Raw genomic sequence first — 20,930 nt, 5'->3', positions numbered from 1 at the left:
GCTGATTTCTCCTTCTTACTCGTGCGGCCGGTGGTGGCCGCTGATGTCCCTGGGACGGAGCCGGGTGACACTCCCGAAATCCTCAGACCGCCGAACTCCGACTGCACATCTACCAGCCCCAGCCCACGGGCCACGGCCACCGGCACAACTTCAAGCTGGCCGCAGGGACCGGCATGGCTGCGCCGGTACCCCGCCTACCCACGCCTCCCCTTCATCCTCACCGGTGCCACCCTCGCCCAACATCAACAGTCCCGGTGCCAGCAACGCCAGCAACCATGTCTTCGGGCTGAACGCACCCCGGCCCTGGGCTCTCAGCCTTGCCGACCTGACCTGTTCCTCGTACTGCTCGCGGGGCTCCTGACCGTCGAGGTGGTCCACGACGTCATCAGGTCGATCCAGGGGCCGTACCGCGAGGAGACGGTCGTTCTCTCCGCCCTGGACAACGGCCTTGTGCTGTTCATCGTGGCCGAGCTGCTCCACACCGTCCGCCTCACCATCAGGAACCAGACCCTCGATGCGGAGCCTTTCCTCGTCGTCGGCCTGGTTGCCGGCATCCGCAAGGTGCTCATCGTGACGGCCGAGGCGGAGAAGTCCTTCCGGTGGAACGTCGAGGGGATCGAACTGCTGATCCTGGCGGGTCTGATCCTCGTGATGGCGACAGCGGTGTACGTGTGGCGGCGCTCGACGCGGCCGGGAGACTATTTCCCGCTCCAGGAGGCGCGGCGCTCCCCGTCGCCGGCGCCGTCACCCACCTCGGTGCGCGGGCCCTGATCCGTTACCTTCCGCAGCCAGGGTCGCCCGCACCCGCTGCTCCTCGCGAGCAGAGCCGACGTCCCGTTCCAGGGGTGTGCGGCTCACGGCCGTCGCGAGGTCCTCCAAGGCCTGCTTCTGCAGTTCCGCCCCGCGCCGCACCACCGGGCTCCGATCCCCGGCGGCGCCCTCCCACGCGTGGAGCGCCTCCTCCACGCGCGCCCAGTCCGGATTCCTGTGCTCGCGCGTCGACTGCCGCCTGCTCGGTGTCGGCCTCCAGGGCCTCGGCGAACCGCTCCGCCTCGGGGACGAAACGGCTGTCGGCCCGTGGGACATGGCTCTCCATGAGCATCGCCGCCCGGCCAAACCGTTTGAGCGCCTCCTGCGCCTCCTGCGCCTCGCGCGACGTCAGCCCCCTGGGACGGACCGGTTCCTGCCTTGCCTGGTCGTAGGCCTCCTGCCAGGCGGCACGTGCCTCCCTGCTCGCCAGCAGGGCCCTGCGCATGTCGGCGCGATGCTCCCCCCGGGACGGCTCGGCGTAGCTGCGGAGCACCGCGGCCGCGTAGCGGCCGTTGGCAGCGAGCCAGTCCGCAAGCCGGCCCGGCAGCCGGGGCGTCTCCCACGCGGGGAACACCACGTACGCCAGCATCGCCAGGGCCCCGCCGAGCAGGGTGAGCACCACCCGCTCCGGGACCGTCTGCTCCAATGCCTGGCCGCCCATGCCAAGCAGGAAGACGACGTACGCGGCAGTGAAGCACTGGGAGTAGGCGTAGCCGGTACGGATCAGGGTGTACGACAGGCCCGCCGAGACCACCGCCAGCGCGCCGAACACATGGGCGTCCGGGCCCAGGGCCTGCACCATCCCGGTGGCGAGCGCGACCCCCGCCAGGGTCCCGGCGAGACGGCCCACCGCACGCGCGTACGTCCGGTGGAAGTCCGGCCGCATCACCATCACCGAGGCGATGGGCGCCCAGTAGCCGTGGCCCAGGGGTAGCCGGGCGGCGATCAGATAGCCGAGCGTGGCCACCGCCGCCAGGCGGACGGCGTGCCGGAACACGGGCGAGTCCCGGCGGAGCTCACGGCGGACCGCCCGGAGGACGACCGGGAGCGGCCTGAACATGGTCGGGCGCACCAGGAACTGGGCGCTCGCGGGGCCGGGCGGCGTGGGAGCCTTCCTGCGCACGCCGCCGCTCCCGGCGATTTCCAACACCTCGCCGAGCAGTTCCACGAGCCGCTCGGCGGCCTGCCGCGCGGGGCCCTCCAGTACCTCATGCTCCTCGTCGACGCGCAGGACATCTGCGCTCCCGGACGGAACCTCGGCGGGAATGCCGCGGCGGATCGAACGGGCAGCCGCGTCCAGGACGTCGGCGGCCGCATCGAGCAACTCCCGTGCGCGGTCCCGCCGGGGCGCCGACGTCCGGGTCGGCGAGTGCGGCAACGACCGGCCGGATGCGCTCGGCGAGGCCCCGGGGGCCGTGGAGGACGGGCGGACGGGTGCGGGCCTGTGATGGCGTCACGGCCGCCGCGTCCCGGGCCGTCATCAACGGCTCCGGATCGAACGGGGCGGTCGGGTCGTGCCGAAGTCGGCGCGCGTAGTCGGCCGCGGCGGCCAGGGCGTTGGCGAGCGCGTCACGATGCGCCCCCCAACGGCGGATCGGGAACAGCAAGATCAGCACGGCCTGCGCCACGCCTCCGAGCACGATGATCCCGGCGTGCTCCAAGGCTCGCTCGACGCTCGTAGGCAGGGTGATGGTCACCAGTATGCCGCCGACGGTCGTCGCTGCGACGATCCCAGCGGTCGATCCGACGGCCCAGGCCATCCCTGCGGCAAAGGCCCATAGGGCCAGCAGTGGGAGGAACGTCACGAGTCGCCCCGCCGCCAGGTAGCCCACGAAGGTGCTGAGCGCGAGACCCGCACCCGCGCCGAGCGCGATCACCTTGCGTGGACGCCAGGTGCGCTGGAAGGTGGCCCCACCCGCGGAGTAGGCACCGAGGGCGGCCGATGCGGCATACGCAGGGGAGACCAGCCACAGCGCCGGCCCGATGACGATCGCCACCCCAGCGGCCGTGCGCAGCGCGAGCAAGGGCTCCAGCCGCGTCTCCTCGATCGTGAGCCCGGATCGCACGACCTCCCCGAAGGCCCGCAGCCACGTCACGGGTGTGAGCCTAGCCGGAGCGTTCCGCCGGGTCGCGTCGGCCGCGCTGCCGCCTCCCGACGGCGCCGCACTCGGCGGGTGCGCGACCCCGGCCGACCTGCACCCACAAACCGGCACCCACGCCGCACAGGGCGATCGATGACCACATCCCTACCGTCCGCTCAGCCCCAGCGGTCGTGGCTCAACCTCGTCCTCGTAGCCGATCCGGGATGGCCGACGGGGGTCGCAGAGCAGCTGAGGAAGGGTGACGGACCTGCTCTGCCGGGGACCACACCCGCCCCGTCATCGCCGTGATCAGCCCGCCGGGGCACATCGCGCTGCCGTCGCCGCCCATGCTTGGCCTGATGCGCGTCGCCCGCCGGCTGAGGGGAGCGGCCCAAGTTCAGCGGACGTGGGGTGGTCCGAAGGGCCGCCGCCGTGGGAGCCATTTGCGCCGGTAGCGGTTCACTTCGGGGGCTGGTCAACGTGGTTGTCTTGGAGCATGTGGCGACGTTCCTGTTCGCGCTTGGAGTAGGCGGCCGCCCGGATCGCCTCGTCGCTCTCCAAGCCTGATCCCAGCGCTCCGCCCACGGTGGCGACCGAAGCGACGAACCAGGACAAAGTCCAGTATTCCGTCGCGTGCAGCGGGGCTCGTGTCATGGAGGCGAACACCTGGTCGTCGAGGATGAACAGCGCCCACACCAAGTTGATGACGATCAGACCCACGTAGCAGACGAGCACCCCGATACCCACAGTCACGACCGTCGAGGCGTTGTAGAGCCTCGCCCTCTGCCTTGCCTCCCGCGAGACCTCTGCTGATCGATGCCACAGCTCCCCGTCTACGATCAGCCAGCCGATCATGAGCCCGACTGACCCGACCATGGCGACCACGAGGCGTGGCGTGCTCAGAGCCTCAGTGAGGCTCCAGGTGGTGGAGTCGAGGGTCGCGATGGCCCCCGTGGCGAGTGCGGCCGCCAGGGCTTTCGACAAGCCCGGCACCAACCGCCAAGGCCGGTTGGCGCGGACCATGCCGAAGAGCACTCTCAGGTAACCCCGCGGCCCGCTGACGATGTACCGAAGATCAGTGGTCTCCTCCTCATCGACCGTGCCCAGGTGAATAGGCGCGAGACGACTGACGAAGGGCCCCAGCAGCGGCTGACTCTGCGGAGGTTCTTCAGCCCCTGTGGCCCGCGGACCTGCCAAGCCAAGCACGGCTTCTTCCACGGCCCGCCGGGCCCTCGTCTGCAGCCGCAAGCCCCCCAGCGAAGGAAGTGACAGCAGCGCCAAGCCGTGCTCGTGACTCAGATTCACAACGAGCTTGCGCCCGCGCGAGTGCAGCGGAAGGTCGGTGAGGGCCACGACGATGTCCCAATTCTCCGCACTTCCGCGATCCATGATCCGGCGCATCAAGGCGGCGGGGTCCTCGGTCCCTGAAGTGAAGGGCTCACTGATCACCTCGACGTCGAACCGTCGCCCCTGGCCGGACCTGTCGGCGAGCCGAGCAGGAAGTGTCTGGGCCATCCGCTGCGCGATCTCTGTCGGCACGTCCGGATCCGCCAGGAGAGCTATGACCGTCGCGCCCTGAGACGACACCCGCATGACTGGACCCTTCTCGTCAGCCGCGCAGGACGCCTTTGCGTTCCTTTTCCTTGATCTCTCCGGTGACCACCAGCTCCTGGCCGTTCGCTTCGACGCTGATGTCCTTGCTCTTGACGCCGGGGAGTTCGATCTCGACGTGGAAGGCGGCCTCCGTGACATCCGCCAGAGGTGTCCACGCGACTGCGGGCGCAGTGCCTCCCACCGTGGATTCGATCAGTCCGCTCATCTCGCTGAGCAGTTGGTCGAACTCCGTCAGCGGATTGCGTGCCCAGCCAACGGGGCTGCCCTGCATTGCGCCACCGCGGTGACGCCGGACGGGCGTGGTCATTCCCATCGCCTCCTTCTCCTTCTCGTGATCTCGTCGCCCGCTGGGTGTCATGCGAGCCAAGCGGACTCCTTCGGACGGGTGCGCGAGGAGCTGTCGGTGCCGCCGGGCGCGGCCGTGTGGTCCAGGTAGCGGTGCACGAAGTGGATGCTCATCGCGCCTTCGCCGACCGCGGACGCCACGCGCTTCACCGAGCCGCTGCGGACGTCGCCGGCGGCGAAGACGCCAGGCAGGCTGGTCTCCAATGTCAGGCAGTCGCGGCCCTGGCTCTGCCACAGTTCGGGAACGGAGCAGGCCTGCGCCTCCGCGCCGGTGAGCACGAAGCCGCGCGCATCGAGGGCGAGCGCGCCGGACAGCCACTCGGTGTGGGGGTCGGCGCCGGTGAAGACGAACAGGGCCCGCACCGCGAGGTGGCGGTGCTCGCCCGTACGGTGGTCGACCACGGTGACCGCCTCCAGCGCCTTGTCGCCGAGTGCCTCGGTCATCTCGGTGTGCAGCAGCACGCGCACCCTCGGGTGGCGCTCGACCTGATCGATCAGGTAGCGGGACATGTGCGCCGCGAGGCTCGGCCCACGGACGAGCAGATACACCTGCGGTGCGTACCCGGCCAGGAAGAGCACGGCCTGGCCCGCGGAGTTGCCGCCGCCGACCACCGCCACCGGGTCGGTACGGCACTGCTGGGCCTCGTAGACGGTCGCCGAATAGTGGACGCTCGCGCCCTCCAACAGCTCGATGCCGGGTACATGGAGGCGGCGGTAGTGAGCGCCGGTGGCCAGGACAACGGTACGGGCGGTGATCTCGCTGCCGTCGGCGAACCCGACGGCGTAGTGGCCGTCCCGCCGTTCGAGCCGGGCCGCCTCCGCCGGGACGCTGATCCGGGCGCCGAACTTGCCCGCCTGGAGCACAGCGCGCTCGGTGAGTTCGGCGCCGGATATGCCGGAGGGGAAGCCGAAGCAGTTGTCTATACGGGACGACGTCCCGGCCTGGCCGCCGGTGGCCATCGCCTCGACCACGGTCGTGCCGAGGCCCTCCGAGGCGGCGTTCACCGCGGCGGCGAGACCGGCCGGACCGGAGCCGACGATAAGGAGATCGCCGCGGCCGTTGCCCGATGGCAGGGGCGGCAAGCCGATCAACCGGGCCAGTTCGGCGTTGCTCGGATTGCGCAGCAGGGTCGTGTCCCGCCAGATCACCAGCGGCGTCTGCTCCGGGCCGACCGCGAAGCGGCGCAGCAGCGCCTCGGCCTCCTCGTCCGTCTCCAGATCGATCCAGCGGTGCGGCAGCCGGTTGCGGGCGGCGAACTCGCGCAGCCGCCGGGTGTCGGGTGAATAGCGCGAGCCGATGAGGCGGAAACCGGCGCCCTGCCCGACGAGCAGGGCACGGCGGCCCAGGCAGGCGCGCAGCACCACATCGCCAAAGGCAGAGTCCCGGGTCACCAGGTCACGCAGCTGATCCATGGACAGGGCGAGGAACTCGCCGGGGTCCCTGACCAGGGCGGTGTAGAAGGCCACCTGTCCGTTCAGGAGGCCGAGTTCGCCGATGAAGCGGCCGGGGCCGTGCACACGCAGCAGGCGTTCGTCGGGCGTGCCATAGCCCTCGACGATGGCGACCGAGCCACTGAGGACGACGTAAAAGGTCTCGCACCGCTCCCCCTCCCGGATCAGCACCTCACCGGCGTCAACCGCGCGCCGCCGGCCATGCTGCGCCAGGCGGGCCATCTGGTCGTCCGACAGACGGGGATAGGCGCCGTAGATGTCGGGAGTCTCGAAGGGGACGCTCTCCTCCGTCTCGTCCGGCACCGGCGCTGCGCTTGACCGCGTCTCGTCGCCGGGCATCACACGAACGCCTCGTGGACGAAGCACCACCGCCAGTCCTCGCCGGGCTCCAGCGAGGCCACGATCGGATGGCCGTCGGCGGCGGCGTGACGGCGGGCGTGCCGGTTCGGCGAGGAATCGCAGCAGCCGACGTGGCCGCAGGTCAGGCAGAGCCTGAGGTGGACCCAGGGGGAACGCGTGGCCAGGCATTCCTCGCACCCTGCGGCGCGCGGGGTGACGGGGCGTACGAGGGCGAGGTGGGGGTCGGTTCGTACGGTCATGGCTGATCAGCCTTTCCCGGCCGGTTCGTGGCCCGCGATCGAGTGCTCCACCCACTGCCGCAGGGCGGGGGCGGGTGCGGCACCCGTCTGTCGGGCGATGGTCTGTCCTTTGTCGAGGACCAGCAGCGTCGGTATCGCCTGGACCTCGAACCGCTGCGCCAGGCGCGGGTTCTTGTCGATGTCGACCTTGACCAGCTTGATCTTTCCCGCGAGATCGGCGGCGACCTTCTCCAGCGCGGGGCTCACCATGCGGCAGGGGCCGCACCAGGTGGCCCACAGGTCGACGACGACGGGCACGGTGGCTTGCTCGACGACCTCGGTGAAGTCGTCGTCGCCCGCGTCGGCCATCCACGGCAGTGGCTGCTTGCAGTTGCCGCACCTGGGGCGGCCCTCAGCGGCCACGGGTACCCGGTTGGTGCGCCCGCAGTGCGGGCAGGTGACGTTGGTGGCTTGCACGGTACTCATGCCGCCGTCGCTCCCTTCACGTCCTCGGGCTGGTCGTAGGTGACCACCAGCTCTCCGTGCTGGGCGTCGACGCGGACCGTGGCGCCGTCCTGGACGTCGCCGCGCAGCAGGGCGCGCCCGACGAAGGTTTCGACCTCGTGGGAGATGTAACGCCGCAGCGGCCGGGCCCCGTACACCGGGTCGTAGCCCTGGTGGGCGATCACCTCCCGGGCGGCGTCGGTGAGTTCGACGGTGATGCGGCGTTCGGTGAGGCGGCGGCGCAGTTCGTCGAACTGCAGCTCTACGATCCGCTCGATCTGGGACTCGCCGAGCGGCTTGAACAGCACGATGTCGTCGACGCGGTTGAGGAACTCCGGGCGGAAGTGCCCGCGCAGCTCGCCCATCACCAGGGCGCGGGCGTCCGGCTTGATCTCACCCTCGGCGGTGGCGCCGTCGAGGAGGTGCTCGGAGCCGATGTTGGACGTCATGATGATCACGGTGTTGCGGAAGTCGACCGTGCGGCCCTGAGCATCGGTGATGCGGCCGTCGTCGAGCATCTGCAGCAGGGTGTTGAACACATCGGTGTGCGCCTTCTCGATCTCGTCGAACAGGACGACCGAGTACGGCTTGCGGCGTACGGCCTCGGTGAGCTGGCCGCCCTCCTCGTAGCCGACGTATCCGGGCGGGGCCCCCATGAGCCGACTGACGGTGTGCCGCTCCTGGTACTCGCTCATGTCGAGGCGGACCATGTTCTCCTCGGAGTCGAACAGGGCGCGGGCGAGGGTCTTGGCGAGCTCGGTCTTCCCGACGCCGGTGGGGCCGAGGAAGATGAACGAGCCGATGGGGCGGCGAGGGTCGCGGATGCCGGAGCGGGCGCGGATGATGGCGTCGGCGACGAGTTTGACGGCTTCGTCCTGGCCGATGACGCGCTCGCGCAGGATCTCGTCGAGGCGCAGCAGTTTCTCGCGTTCGCCCTCCTGGAGGCGGGCGACGGGGATGCCGGTCCAGGCGGCGACGATCTCGGCGATCTCCTCCTCGGTGACGACCTCGCGCAGCAGCCGGTTCTGCCCTTGTTTGGCGGCCAGTTGGTCCTCCTCTGCGGCCAGTCGGCGCTCCAGGTCCTGGAGGCGGCCGTAGCGCAGTTCGGCGGCGCGGTTGAGGTCGTAGGCGCGTTCGGCCTCCTCCGCCTCGTGGCGGACCTGCTCCAGTTCCTTGCGCAGTTCCTGCACGCGGCGGATCGCCTGCCGTTCGGCCTCCCACTGGGCGTGTTTGGCGTCGGCCTCGCCGCGAAGGTCGGCCAGTTCCTTGCGCAGTTCCTCCAGGCGGGCCTTGCTGGCTGGGTCGGTCTCCTTGGACAGGGCGGCTTCCTCGATCTCCAGGCGGGTGACGCGGCGGGTGATCTCGTCGAGTTCGGCGGGCATGGAGTCGATCTCCGTACGCAGCCGGGCGCAGGCCTCGTCGACGAGGTCGATGGCTTTGTCGGGCAGGAACCGGTCAGTGATGTAGCGGTGGGAGAGCGTCGCCGCCGCGACCAGCGCTGTGTCCTGGATCTTGACACCGTGGAAGACCTCCAGGCGTTCACGCAGTCCGCGCAGGATAGAGATGGTGTCCTCCAGGCTTGGTTCGTCGACCAGTACCTGCTGGAAGCGGCGTTCGAGGGCGGCGTCCTTCTCGATGTGCTTGCGGTACTCGTCCAGGGTGGTCGCGCCGATCATGTGCAGTTCACCGCGTGCCAGCATGGGCTTGAGCATGTTGCCCGCGTCCATGGCGCCCTCGGCGGCGCCCGCGCCGACGACCGTGTGCAACTCGTCGACGAAGAGCAGGATCCACCCCTCGGCGGCTTTGACCTCGCTCAGTACGGCCTTGAGGCGTTCCTCGAACTCGCCGCGGTACTTGGCGCCTGCCACGAGCGAGCCCATGTCGAGGGCGAACACCGTCTTGTCGCGCAGTCCTTCGGGCACGTCACCGCGCACGATGCGCTGGGCCAGACCCTCCACGATGGCGGTCTTGCCGACGCCGGGGTCGCCGATCAGGACAGGGTTGTTCTTGCTCTTGCGGCTGAGGATCTGGGTGACACGGCGGATCTCGGCATCCCGGCCGATGACGGGGTCGAGCCGCCCGGACCTGGCCTCGGCGACCAGGTCACGGCCGTACTTCTCCAGGGCCTCGTAGGCCACCTCGGGGTTGGCGGAGGTCACGCGCTGGTTGCCGCGGACCCGGGTGAGCGCACCGAGGAAGGACTCCCGGGTCACGCCGTGCTCCTTCAGCAGGCGCCCGGCGGCGGTCGCCGAGCCCTCCTCGGCCAGGGCCAGCAGCAGGTGTTCCACGGACACGTACTCGTCCTTGAGGCGTTTGGCCTCCCGCTCCGCCGCGTCCAGCAGTCGGGCCAGGCGCTGGGTGACGAAGACCTGGCCCGGCGCCGCGCCCGGGCCGGTCACCTTGGGCCGGCGGGAGAGCTCCTCGCGAACGGCCGCGCGCAACTCCTCGGGCTCGGTGCCCGCCTGCTGCAGCAGCCGCGGGATCAGGCCCTCCTCTTGGTCGACAAGGGCAAGCAGCAGATGCTCGCCGTCGACCTCGGTGTGGCCCAGGCGGCCGGCGGCGCCCTGGGCCTCTTGCAGGGCTTCCTGAGACTTCTGGGTCAGGCGGTTCATGTCCATGGTGGTAGATCACTCCTCACGCCTGCACGCCGCAGCGCGGCTTCGAGCAAGCTGATGCGGTCGAGCAGGTCGAGCACCAGACCGACCGATGCGTAGTTCAGGCACAGCCCGGTGCGCAACCGCTGGACACGGGCCAGGGCGGCCGGGGCCGTGGGGTCGAACACCAGCCGTCCGGAGGCGTCACGGTCGGCGTCCACCAGTCCGAGGGCGACGAACCGACGGATCAGGTCGGGATGGAGGCCAGAGCGGCGGGCCACGGTCTCCAGAGAGAGCCTGGGCACGGGCACGATCGCGTACTGCACGGCCACCTCGTGCGTGCGTGCGTGGGACGGGCGGGCCTCGGCCGGTCGGTCGCTCATCAGGTCCTCCTGGGGTCGAACGAGGAGACAGCGGCAAGTTCCTCCAGCAGCTCGCGTTCCCGGTCGCTCAACCGGGGCGGCACCATGATCCGCAGCTCCGCGTACAGGTCTCCGTTCGCGCCGCGAGGGCCCGGCATGCCCTCGCCGCGCAGCCGCAGGCGCCGTCCGCTGGAGGACCCGGCGGGCACGGTCACCTTCGCCGTGGCACCGCTCGGCGTGGGCACCGGCACGGTCGCGCCCAGCGCCGCCTCCCACGGGGTGACCGGAAGCCGCACGTGGACGTCCCGGCCGTCCAGGCGGAACTCGGGGTGGGGCTGGATCCGCACCCTCAGGTACAGGTCCCCGGCGGGAGCGTCGCCGCCGCTCCCTCGCCCGCCTTCCCCGGCCAGCCGGATGCGCTGCCCGTCGGTGGTGCCGGGCGGCACGTCGACCTGGTAGCTCCGCTGCCCGGCCGGCCCGGCGAGGGTGACCGTACGGCGGCCGCCCCGATAGGCCTCCTCGACGGTGAGCGGTAGTTCGGCCTCCTGGTCGGCGCCGGGCACGCGCATCCGCCCGGCGCCGCCGAACAGCGAGCCGAAGAGATCCTCGACGTCGACCCCCTCGCCCCCGAAGCCTGTCGTGGAGTACCGCACCCGGGGACCGCCGCCGGCGGGCCCCCAGAAGCCGCTGCCGGCTCCGGCACCGGCGGCGACCCGCTCCTCCCAGTCCTCCGGGACCTTCCGGAAGTCCTCGCCGAAGCGGTCGTACCGGGCTCGCTGCTCCGGATCGGCCAGGACGCTGAAGGCCTCATTGATCTCCTTGAACCGCTCCTCCGCCTGGGGGTCCTTGTTGACGTCGGGGTGGTACCTGCGGGCCATGGTGCGGTAGGCCTGCTGGATCTCGTCCCGGTCGGCGGTGCGCGGAACACCGAGCACCTCGTAGAAGTCGCGTGCCATGGACGGTCACTCCCGCTTGGCGACGGTCACGGCGGCAGGCCGCAGCTGCCGCTCGGCCTCCCCGTAACCGGGTCGCAGCACCTGGACCACGGTGTTCGGATCGGCGTCGGGATCCTGGACCACGCCGACCACCTCGTGCCGGGCCGGGTCGAACGGCACGCCGGTCTCCGCGTGGCGCGGGTATCCCAGCCGCTCCAGGACGTTCACGGCCTGGTCACGCACAGCCCGGACACCTTCGACGATCGCACCGGGGTCGGCAGCCGCGTGGCTCAGGGCCAGTTCCAGGTTGTCGACGACGGGCAGGAAGGCCGCAGCCGTACGGGCGCGTTCGGCCGCGGCCTGTCCCTTCAGCTCCCTGGCATGGCGTTTGCGCAGGTTGTCGAGGTCGGCCAGGGCGCGGCGCCAGCGGTCCTCGGCCTCGCGCAGCGCGGCCGCGTACTCGTCGTCGGGTGCGGCGGTGCCGGTTGCGGCGTCGGGCCCCGGCTCGGCCTCTTCGGCCGGCGGTCCGGGCTGCGTAAGATCCCCGCGCGGCAGCTGTACGGCGCCTTCCGGCGGCGGGTCGGGCTCTTGGCCCCGGGGTGGGATGGGCATGGCGGGCACCTCAGCCCTTGTCGAACTCGGCGTCGATCACATCGTCGTCGCCCCCGGCGCCGCCTGGCGCGGCTCCGCCGGTACCGGATCCGTCCGGTGAGCCTGTGCCCGCCGGGCCACCCTCTGTGGCTCCCGTCTGGTGGGCCGCGAGCCCGGCGAAGACCTGCTGGAGTTCGGACGTCAGCGGCCGGGCCTTGTCCGCCCCGACCTCGTTCCTGACCGCCTCGCGGGCCTCTGTCACCAGCATCTCGGCGCGGGCCTTCTCGTGTGCGGGCGCGGCGTCGCCGAGTTCGCCGAGGCGCTTTTCGACCTGGTAGGCGATGGCGTCCAGTTCGTTGCGGGCGTCGACCGCCTCGCGCAGGGCCTGGTCCTCGCCGCGGTTGCGCTCGGCCTCCTGGACCATCCGCTCTACCTCGGTGCGGTCGAGGTTGGAGCTCTCGCTGATGGTGATGCCCTGCTCCTTGCCGGTGTCCTTGTCCCGCGCGGTGACGTTGAGGATGCCGTTGGCGTCGATGTCGAAGATGACCTCGATCTGCGGCTCGCCGCGCGGCGCGGGGCGGATGTCGGTGAGCTGGAAGCGACCCAGGACCCGGTTGTCGGCGGCCCTCTCACGCTCGCCCTGCAGGACGACGACGTCGACGGCGGGCTGGTTGTCCTCGGCGGTGGAGAAGGTCTCGGAGCGGCGCACCGGGATCGTGGTGTTCCGCTCGATGATCTTCGTCATCACGCCGCCGCGTGTCTCCACGCCCAGCGACAGCGGGGTGACATCGAGCAGCAGGACGTCCTTGACCTCGCCCTTGAGGACCCCGGCCTGGATCGCGGCGCCCATCGCCACGACCTCGTCGGGGTTGACGCTCATGTTGGGGTCCTTGCCGCCGGTCAGCCTCCGCACCAGGGCCTGGACGGCGGGGATGCGGGTGGAGCCGCCGACGAGGATGACCTCGTCGATGTCGCTGTCACTGACCTTGGCGTCGTCCATGGCCTGCCGCACCGGGCCCAGGCAGCGCTCCACAAGGTCGCCGGTGATCTGCTCGAACGTGGACCGCATGATCGTCGTGGTCAGATGCTTGGGCCCGGAGGCGTCGGCCGTGATGAACGGCAGGCTGACCTGTGTCTGGGTCACCGAGCTGAGCTCGGTCTTGGCCTTCTCGGCGGCCTCGAACAGGCGTTGCAGGGCCTGCGGATCCTTGCGCAGGTCGATGCCGTTCTCCTTCTGGAAGCCGTCGGCGAGCTGGTCGACCAGCCGTCGGTCGAAGTCGTCCCCGCCCAGATGGCTGTCACCCGCCGTGGACCGGACCTCCACCACGCCGTCGCCGACGTCGAGGATGCTGACGTCGAAGGTGCCACCGCCCAGGTCGAAGACGAGCACCGTCTCATGCTGCTTCTTGTCCATGCCGTAGGCGAGGGCGGCCGCGGTCGGCTCGTTGATGATCCGCAGCACTTCCAGGCCGGCGATCCGTCCGGCGTCCTTGGTAGCGGTGCGCTGGGCGTCGTTGAAGTAGGCGGGCACCGTGATGACCGCCTCCGTGACCCGCTCTCCCAGCTGCTTGGAGGCGTCGTCGGCGAGCTTGCGCAGCACCTGCGCGCTGATCTCCTCAGGAGCGTAGAGCTTGTCGCGCACCTTGAAGCGGGCGGCGCCGCCGTCTCCCTCGACCACGTCGTACGCGACGGCCTTGGCCTCTTCGGAGATCTCGTCGAAGTGCCGGCCGATGAACCGCTTGGCCGAGTAGATGGTGCCTTTGGGGTTGAGGATCGTCTGGCGGCGGGCCAGCTGGCCCACCAGGCGCTCGCCGGTGTCGGTGAAGGCCACCACGGACGGCGTCGTGCGGTTGCCCTCGCTGTTGGGAACGACCGCCGACTCGCCGCCCTCCCAGACGGCGATCACCGAGTTCGTGGTGCCCAGGTCGATGCCTACTGCCTTGGCCATGAGGAACTCCTTCCGCGACGGGCGGCCCCGTTCGCCCTCGGAGTCGCGCCCGGTCTTCCGCACTCGATCAGGTGACGGCGGGACCGCTCCGCGGGCGGCTGCTCTTCCAAGCCCCGCTGCCTGTGCCGGTACCGGTCCCGCTGGGCAACTCGGCCAGCTGCACCGCCTCGTCGGCGACCGCCTCGTCGGCGACGACGTCGTACCGGCTGGGCTGCATGAAGCTCACCGACGCGAAGTCCCGGCGGCCACGCTGGGCCGCGTGCACCAGCAGGCCGAGCAGAGCACCGACGAGTGCTCCGAAAACCAGCCCGTACAAGGCTAGTGCCCCGGCAGGCAGCGTTTGCCCGTCAAGGAGCGGCGTCCGGCGCGTGCTCTCGGTGTGCCGGGTGCAGGCCCTCGTACTGGATGTACTTGGGTCTGTGCCCGGTGCGGCGAGAGGGCGTGCCGGGCGTCGCGACGGGGCGAACGTTGCCTGTCGGGGCACTAGGAGCAGCCCCGACACGACCGGATCCAGCCAGTTCAGCAGCCCGAAGATCCACCCGATCAGCGCACCGGGCAGGGCACCGCTCGCCGCGCCCTGCAGGGCGGCCCCGCTATGCCCCATGCGGCCGGTCACCTGCTCGACCAGACGCACGTCCTGCCCGATGATGGCCACCCTCTCGACGGGGCGATGGTCCTGCGGACCTGCTCGTTCATCAGCCAGTCCTTCCTGCCACGGCCACCGGTGCGCCCGGCGATCCCTGACAAGCTCAGAGTGGCAAGAGAGCAGCGCGCTCCGCCTGCACCCGGCAGGTCAGAAATCGACGCAGTCGGTCGGCCCACGAGAACAAGGCTCGAATCCGGACAAGACGGATGACCTTGCCTAGGCTGGGTGCGCAGGGCTCGCCCAGGCGTGGATCCCACGACTCGCTCGATCGCCTCCGATGACCGGAGGGGAACGGAGTGATCTATGGCCTCCCATCCGTCACGGAGGCTGTCCCCTCACGTGTCCGACCAGAAAGTGACCCGCCATCCAAGCAACGCCGCGGGCACCGAACGGCATGACCCCGGTCCGCTCGCGGCGCTGGACTCACACGGGCTGCTGGTGCTGTCCCACACCCTGTTCACCTGCGTGGAGCAGAGTGAGATCGTGCGGTTGGCCATGGGGCACGTCAGTGTCCTTGGTCCCTACCACGCCGAGGCCGGATACCTCGCGACGGGCGACGGTCTGTCCCGCGTCCCCGGCCACGACGCGGGAGCGCCAACGGTCGACGACGCACGGATGAAGGAGTTGGGCGAGGCTGACGGCTCCGTATCCCTTCCAGAGCGGTCCTGGACCTGGGCGTTCGGTCTGCGCGGGGCCGGCGGTCTGCTCGGCTACATCCTGGTCTCCTCCCACTCCGGGCCCGACGAGCAGGGGCACTTCCTCCTCTCGACCCTCGTGGGGCTCACATCGGCGGCCCTGTCACTGGCGGCCACGCGCGCCGCGCAGGACGACAACGCCGGCGAACTGAGCCGACTGCGCACCGAACGGGACACCGCACTGCGGCAGCTGGACACCATGCGCTCCGAGCTGCACCTGCAGAAGACCGTGCACGAGACCCTCGCCGGTGTCGCTGCCCGGGGCGGCGGCGAGGACGCCATCACCCAAGCGCTGTACGAGCTCACCGGGCTGCCGTCGCTCATCGAGGACCGGTTCGGCAACCTGAGGTCCTGGGCCGGTCCCGACCGACCCGACCCCTATCCGGTGCGGTCCCCGACCTGCCAGGACGAGATGCTGCGGCAGGTCGCGCGCGAGGCGGGCCCGGTCAGAGTCAAGGACCGGCTGATCGCCCTGGTCTGCCCGCGCGGCGACGTCCTCGGCGTACTCGCCATCGAGGACCCTGAGGCGACGGCCAACGAGCACACCATGTTCGCCTTGGATCACGCCCAGCGGTCGCTCGCCCAGGAGCTCATGCATGTGCGCGAACTCACCGAGGTCGAACTGCGGCTGCGCCGCCAACTGATCGACGATCTGTTGGAGGGCACTGACGAGACGAGCGCCTACGCCCGGGCCGAAGCCGTCGGCCACGACCTGCAACGTACCCACTACGTGGTCGTGGTGCACTGGCCGGGCAACGCCGCAGACGACTCCTTCACCCGTGCCGTCGAGCAAGCGACGGCCACCACGGCGACCCGTCCGCTGATCACCCGTCGCGGCGACCGGATGGTCCTGCTGACCGAAGCGAGACCCGACGACGATGCCGTGTACGCGGCGCTGGCCCATGAGCTGGGGACGCCCGACGGAGCGATCGGGGTGAGCACCCGCTGCGACTCCCCGGACGGCATTCCCCGCTGCTATCAGGAGGCACTACGGGCCCTTGAGGTGCGGCAGAACTCCCGCCAGCGCAGCGGGACGACCTTCTTCGACGACCTCGGGCTGTACCGGATCCTGGGGCCCGGAAACGATCTCCGGGAGCTCGAAGGCTTCGTGCGAGAGTGGCTCGGCCAGCTGATCGACTACGACGCGAGGCACGACACGGAGTTGGTGGAGACGCTTTCGCGCTACTTCGACTGCGGAGGCAACTACGACGATGCGGCCGCCGCGCTGACCGTCCACCGCAGCACCCTGCGCTACCGGCTGCAGCGCATCCGTGAGATCAGCGACCGCGACCTGGCGGATGTGGACACCCGGCTCAATCTGCAGGTGGCAACACGCGTCTGGAAGATCATCCTGGGCGGGCGGCGCTGACCGCGGGCACCCGGAGGGCCAGCGCAGCGGGTCAGCCCGGCACCCGAACAGGTCGCCTGTGAGTCAAAGTCGATATTGCGGCCTGATCGCCCCCCGTCGGTTACCAGACCGTACGCACCATGAAGGTGGCCGAGGCACTCAGGCAGGGGCTGCCGCCCAGTCCCTCCGAGCTTGCTGAAACTGCCCGCACATGAGGTGTGCTGGTGCCGCCCCACGGGGCGCATCAGCACTGACGTGGGTGGTGAGCCCCGGCGTGCGCTCGCACGTCGGGCCTCACCGTTTTCCCACGGCCTCTCCGCACGTCGGCGCTGGCAGGCGGACGAGCTGACCACCGACCCCATCGGACCTGGGCAACAACCCTCGCAACGCAGCCCCCGCCGACCACCGAAGCCACATCACCGCCCGCCGCCAAGCGGATGCTCGCCGACGGTGTCAGCTGGTCTGATTCAGCTACCGGCTCCTGACCGTCGTTGCTGGGTGCCGTCCCGTTCACTCTGCCTGAACCGCCCCGAGGAAGGTGCCAAGCACCTTGCCGTCGGCGAGGGGCTGTTCGCTGGGGGCGGCAAGATTGGCGCGGAACTACGATTTCACTGAGCACTTTCAGCGTGCTCACTGATCGGGTGGCGGTGGCGGGTCGAGCGCGGGGTCCGTAACGCACGAGGCTCCCGCGCCGTCGAGGGGAGATGTTCGAAGTCTCAACCCACCGGCACAGGAGCCTCGTTGGTTCCCTACCCTGCCGCACTCGATCTCCCGCACGCCCTGGTCGAGTGGGTCACGATGCTCATCATCACCCGTGAGGGTGACCGCCGATGCAAACTCCCGCCGCACCAGCGTGCACTGGTCGCGCTGGTGTACCTGCACCGTCACGACACTCTCGCCCGAATCGCGACCGGATTCGGGATATCCGTCGGCACCGCCCACGCGTACGTCACGGGCGTCGCCGGTCTACTCGCCGACCGTGCTCCGGGCCTGCTGAAGACCCTGCGGGAGGAAGATCCTGACTTCGTCCTCTTGGACGGGACCCTCGTGGAGTGCGACCGGACCGGCGACGGCCGCGCCGACTACTCGACCAAGCACCGCCGACACGGTGTGAACGTCCAGGTCGTCACCAACCCCACCGGCAAGGTGCTGTGGATCTCGCCCGCGCTGCCGGGCCGCACCCATGACCTGACCGCGGCCCGCGGCCACCGGATCATCCGGATCTGCGAGCGACAGGGCGTCCCCATCCTGGCCGACCGTGCCTACCAGGGCGCCGGCCCCTGGGTAACCACCGGCCTCAAACGACCAGCCGACGCTCTCGCGAAGGCCAAGGCCCAGGCCCAGGGGTGTTGCGGTGTGCGCCGGGAACAGGCGGTCCGGCCGGAACCGTTGCACCGACAAGGAGACCGAACGTCGCGGGCGGAGAACGCAGAGACCAACAGGCCGACCCGACGCCGATTCGGGGCCCTCGGGCCGCCGATACGGCCGGTCATCCGACAACCGATATCGAGGGGCGAGGACCCATAGGTCCGCCGCGGCCTCGGACCGAGACCCTTTCCCATAGGAGGACTGCTTCATGAATGACCGGCCCTTGACGCTCATGGCCGTACACGCCCACCCCGACGACGAGGCCACCGGAACAGGAGGTGTCCTCGCGCGGTACGCGGCGGAGGGCATCCGCACGGTCCTCGTCACGTGTACCGACGGCGGTTGCGGTGACGGACCGGGCGGTGCCAAGCCGGGCGATCCCGGGCACGATCCGGCGGCCGTCGCCTCGATGCGGCGGCAGGAACTCGAGGCAAGCTGCGAAATCCTGAAGGTCAGTCATCTGGAGATGCTGGACTACGCCGACTCCGGGATGATGGGCTGGCCGACCAATGACGCCCCCGGATCCTTCTGGCAGACACCCGTCGAGGAGGGCGCTGCCCGACTCGCCGAACTCCTGCGGCGCTACCAGCCCGATGTGGTCGTCACCTACGACGAGAACGGCTTCTACGGCCACCCCGACCACATCCAGGCCAACCGCATCACCATGGCGGCACTGGCGATGACCACGCTGACCCCGAAGGTGTACTGGACGACGGCACCCCGGTCGATGATGCAGCGGTTCGGGGAGGTCATGCGCGAGTTCGGTGCGGACGCACAGGAGCCGGATCCCGCTGAGGCCGCCGCGCTGGCCGAGATCGGACTGCCCGACGACGAGATCACCACCTGGGTGGACACCGCCGCCTTCGGCCGCCAGAAGTTCGACGCGCTGGCCGCACACGCCAGCCAGGGCGAGAACATCTTCTTCCGTGTCCAGGACACCACCGGTGCGGCCGTGCCCGAGAACGACCTCTTCGCCGGACTGCGCTAACCCGCCCGTCCATCGGGAGCGGGAAAGAGCTCACGGTCCCTACGGCTCGATCGGGCATGCCCGCACACCCGAAGGCCTGTCCCCGTGGGTCCCTTCCGGCAGTCCTGGATCATCATGAGAGGGCACCGCCCGGTCGTCCTGTGGCAGTCACGAGGACGCCAGTACCCCACCCGGGCGGGCCCGTTGAGCGGAAGCGCTCGACTTCGGAGCCCTCAAACACACTGACCAGGCCGGTGACGACCCCTCCTCGGAAAGGCGGTCCCAGGACCGCGACAGCCTTGCCGTCCTCCCGTACCCCGCACGCAGCCGTGGGGCGCGGGCGGCCGGTAGCCGGTAGCCGGACCAGGGTCTGCACCGAGCGCGACACGGAGGCCGACACACCCGACGGGGTCCTACGGGGTCTCGTCCAGCACGTCGAACCGCAGTCCGCTCGAACAGCCCCCGGAGCCGCTCGCCTTGCGGCGCGTCGTCCAGGAGTGCGGCCTGCCGTCCTGCCACCGGGTGAACTGGCGGCTGCGCTCGACCCGGATGCCGGAACGCGGCAGTTCCTCCTCGAAGAGCCAGTCCGTCTCGCCCAGAAGGCGGCCCAGTGGCGACTGGGGCGAGGACTCGTCGCGGACGAGACCGGCGAGGCGGAAGCGGATCGACTCCATGTCGGTGAGCACCTGTGGCACCAACGGGTACCAGTGCGCGGGGACTTCCGTGGCCACCAGATAGCGCGGGGCGGCGCCGGGTTCGGGGGCCGGACGGGGCCGGGCCGCGGTCGTCCAGCGCTCGTGGCGGTCGATCCGCTCGTCGGCCCGGTCGGCGACGTACTCCTCGACGGCCCAGGCAAGGTTGGCCTGTTCGTCGCGCAGCAGCACCACCGACTCCACCGGAGGGCCCTCCAGCCCGCCCGGCAGCGAGGCCGGCCGGTACATCCAGGGCGAGGGCGGGGTGGACAGATCGGGGGTGCGCTCCGGGTAGGCCGTGTCACCCAGACCGTAGAGGTTCCAGGTGACGCTGTCGTCGGCGGTGGCGTGGAAGAGGGGGGTCCGGTGGCCGAACACATCGGTGACGGTGCAGTCCACGACACGGCTCAGGGATCCGACCGCGAGCGGCAGCGGGACGCAGAACCAGTCGCTGTTGTACACCGTGGCGAACGCGACGAGCATCAGCCGCCCCAGGTCGGCCGGGGAGGCATCGACGGAGCCGAAGTCGATGCGGGCGTCCTCCATCTCCCAGAAGCGGGACACCGGCATACCGCCGTACACCGCGGGCGTCGGGATGATCCTGCGCCCTTCCTGCTTGATCGCCGTCTCGTCGACCGGCAGTTGGGCGTCCGGAGCGTCCACGGCCCACCAGTCGAGGTGGCCGCCGTGGTATTCCTCGGCGCGCAGTTCGAGGCCCGGCAGGCTGGAGGCGGACACCTCGAAGGCGTACTCGAGCCGGTTGGCGTTCCAGGTCTCGGGCGGCACGGACGCCTCGGCCTGCTCGACCGTCGGCACGCGCGCCTGCCACCAGGACAGCCATGCCGTGGCCGCACCGGCCAGCGCGTCGAGGGCCGTGTCGGTCTCGGGGGCGTCGAACTCCTTGGCCGCCGTCTCGTCGCGCTCGGCGAGGCGTACGAGCCAGGGGGCGAGGGCGACCGGGTCGGGGAGATGGCCGCGGACGGCCGCGGACAGGCCCGTCGGGGTGAGCGGACCTTCGGTGCCGAAGGCGCAGACCCGGGCGAAGGCGGGGAACAGGGAAAGAAGTCCGGCGGCGGTCAGTGCCCGGCGCCAGTGCAGCGCGCCCGCCGTCAGCAGCCGGGCGTCGGGACCCTCCACGGGCTCCCGCTCGACCAGCGCCTCCAGCACCATGGTGGCCGGATCGTACGGCTGCCACTCGGTGTCGGGGCCGCTGCGCCACTGGTCCAGCCGGTGGGTCTCCTGGGCGATCGAGACCGACACCGGGGAGGCGGCGTCCTCCCCGCGGAACTCTCCGAACCCGTACTGGCGGGCGAGGAACCACGCGGCGTCGGCGGTCCGGGCGGCGAGTGCCTCCTCCATACCGCTGTCACGGGGCACGGGCTCATACCTGCACATGGTGC

General features: G+C 70.5%; 15 protein-coding genes and 3 pseudogenes. 4 read left to right on the top strand and 14 right to left on the bottom strand.

Features of this window, described 5'->3' with window-relative positions; translation table 11 throughout:
- The first annotated feature begins 21 nt into the window (after positions 1-21).
- Positions 22-771 carry a phosphate-starvation-inducible PsiE family protein gene (locus ABZZ79_RS32005; RefSeq protein ID WP_356694763.1) on the top strand — a complete coding sequence of 250 codons (750 nt, stop codon included), beginning with the start codon at positions 22-24 and terminating at the stop codon, positions 769-771.
- Here the strand turns inward: ABZZ79_RS32005 and ABZZ79_RS32000 are convergent.
- From ABZZ79_RS32000 to ABZZ79_RS31940, 13 genes and pseudogenes are all read right to left on the bottom strand, one after another.
- Positions 745-2,906: pseudogene (locus ABZZ79_RS32000) on the bottom strand (FUSC family protein). The gene ABZZ79_RS32005 and the pseudogene ABZZ79_RS32000 sit on opposite strands and share 27 nt — an antisense overlap.
- Positions 2,907-3,350: 444 nt before the next feature.
- A complete protein-coding gene (locus ABZZ79_RS31995) occupies positions 3,351-4,484 on the bottom strand; it encodes a hypothetical protein (RefSeq protein ID WP_356694761.1) in 1,134 nt (377 codons plus the stop codon).
- Positions 4,485-4,509: 25 nt separating this feature from the next.
- Positions 4,510-4,812: pseudogene (locus ABZZ79_RS31990) on the bottom strand (Hsp20 family protein); the annotation flags it as partial.
- A 47-nt stretch (positions 4,813-4,859) separates the two neighbouring features.
- Complete coding sequence (locus ABZZ79_RS31985; protein WP_356694759.1) at positions 4,860-6,641, bottom strand: FAD-dependent oxidoreductase; 1,782 nt, start codon at positions 6,639-6,641, stop codon at positions 4,860-4,862.
- Positions 6,641-6,901 (bottom strand): UBP-type zinc finger domain-containing protein, encoded by a 261-nt coding sequence (locus ABZZ79_RS31980; RefSeq protein WP_356694757.1) that lies wholly within the window; start codon positions 6,899-6,901, stop codon positions 6,641-6,643. The genes ABZZ79_RS31985 and ABZZ79_RS31980 overlap by 1 nt, the downstream gene beginning before the upstream one ends.
- Positions 6,902-6,907: 6 nt before the next feature.
- On the bottom strand, positions 6,908-7,366 hold the full coding sequence (trxA, locus tag ABZZ79_RS31975) for a thioredoxin (RefSeq protein WP_356694755.1): 459 nt from the start codon (positions 7,364-7,366) through the stop codon (positions 6,908-6,910).
- Positions 7,363-10,002 (bottom strand): ATP-dependent chaperone ClpB, encoded by a 2,640-nt coding sequence (gene clpB, locus ABZZ79_RS31970; RefSeq protein WP_356694753.1) that lies wholly within the window; start codon positions 10,000-10,002, stop codon positions 7,363-7,365. The genes trxA and clpB overlap by 4 nt, the downstream gene beginning before the upstream one ends.
- Complete coding sequence (locus ABZZ79_RS31965) at positions 9,993-10,361, bottom strand: chaperone modulator CbpM (RefSeq protein WP_356694751.1); 369 nt, start codon at positions 10,359-10,361, stop codon at positions 9,993-9,995. Before ABZZ79_RS31965 ends, clpB begins: the two co-directional genes overlap by 10 nt.
- Positions 10,361-11,296 carry a J domain-containing protein gene (locus ABZZ79_RS31960; protein ID WP_356694749.1) on the bottom strand — a complete coding sequence of 312 codons (936 nt, stop codon included), beginning with the start codon at positions 11,294-11,296 and terminating at the stop codon, positions 10,361-10,363. The genes ABZZ79_RS31965 and ABZZ79_RS31960 overlap by 1 nt, the downstream gene beginning before the upstream one ends.
- Before the next feature lie 6 nt (positions 11,297-11,302).
- Positions 11,303-11,887 carry a nucleotide exchange factor GrpE gene (gene grpE / locus ABZZ79_RS31955; protein WP_356694747.1) on the bottom strand — a complete coding sequence of 195 codons (585 nt, stop codon included), beginning with the start codon at positions 11,885-11,887 and terminating at the stop codon, positions 11,303-11,305.
- Positions 11,888-11,897: 10 nt separating this feature from the next.
- On the bottom strand, positions 11,898-13,814 hold the full coding sequence (dnaK, locus tag ABZZ79_RS31950) for a molecular chaperone DnaK (protein WP_356694745.1): 1,917 nt from the start codon (positions 13,812-13,814) through the stop codon (positions 11,898-11,900).
- Between the two features lie 67 nt (positions 13,815-13,881).
- Positions 13,882-14,130 (bottom strand): hypothetical protein, encoded by a 249-nt coding sequence (locus ABZZ79_RS31945; protein ID WP_356694821.1) that lies wholly within the window; start codon positions 14,128-14,130, stop codon positions 13,882-13,884.
- Positions 14,131-14,298: 168 nt separating this feature from the next.
- Positions 14,299-14,510, bottom strand: a pseudogene (locus tag ABZZ79_RS31940) (general stress protein); the annotation flags it as partial.
- Between the two features lie 304 nt (positions 14,511-14,814).
- Between ABZZ79_RS31940 and ABZZ79_RS31935 the strand changes: the two are divergent.
- From ABZZ79_RS31935 to ABZZ79_RS31925, 3 genes are all read left to right on the top strand, one after another.
- On the top strand, positions 14,815-16,524 hold the full coding sequence (locus tag ABZZ79_RS31935; protein WP_356694819.1) for a helix-turn-helix domain-containing protein: 1,710 nt from the start codon (positions 14,815-14,817) through the stop codon (positions 16,522-16,524).
- A gap of 777 nt (positions 16,525-17,301) precedes the next feature.
- Complete coding sequence (locus ABZZ79_RS31930; RefSeq protein ID WP_356694817.1) at positions 17,302-18,030, top strand: transposase family protein; 729 nt, start codon at positions 17,302-17,304, stop codon at positions 18,028-18,030.
- A 49-nt stretch (positions 18,031-18,079) separates the two neighbouring features.
- Positions 18,080-18,859: a PIG-L family deacetylase gene (locus ABZZ79_RS31925; protein ID WP_356694743.1), complete on the top strand. Its 780-nt coding sequence runs from the start codon at positions 18,080-18,082 to the stop codon at positions 18,857-18,859.
- Positions 18,860-19,251: 392 nt separating this feature from the next.
- Here the strand turns inward: ABZZ79_RS31925 and ABZZ79_RS31920 are convergent, their stop codons facing one another.
- Positions 19,252-20,907, bottom strand: a complete 1,656-nt coding sequence (locus tag ABZZ79_RS31920) for a hypothetical protein (RefSeq protein ID WP_356694741.1) — start codon at positions 20,905-20,907, stop codon at positions 19,252-19,254.
- Positions 20,908-20,930 lie beyond the last annotated feature (23 nt).

The organism is Streptomyces sp. NPDC006458, assembly GCF_040612135.1.
Lineage (GTDB): Bacteria > Actinomycetota > Actinomycetes > Streptomycetales > Streptomycetaceae > Streptomyces.
The sequence above is the reverse complement of the archived record's forward strand: the minus strand, read 5'-3'. Positions and strand labels throughout refer to the sequence as shown.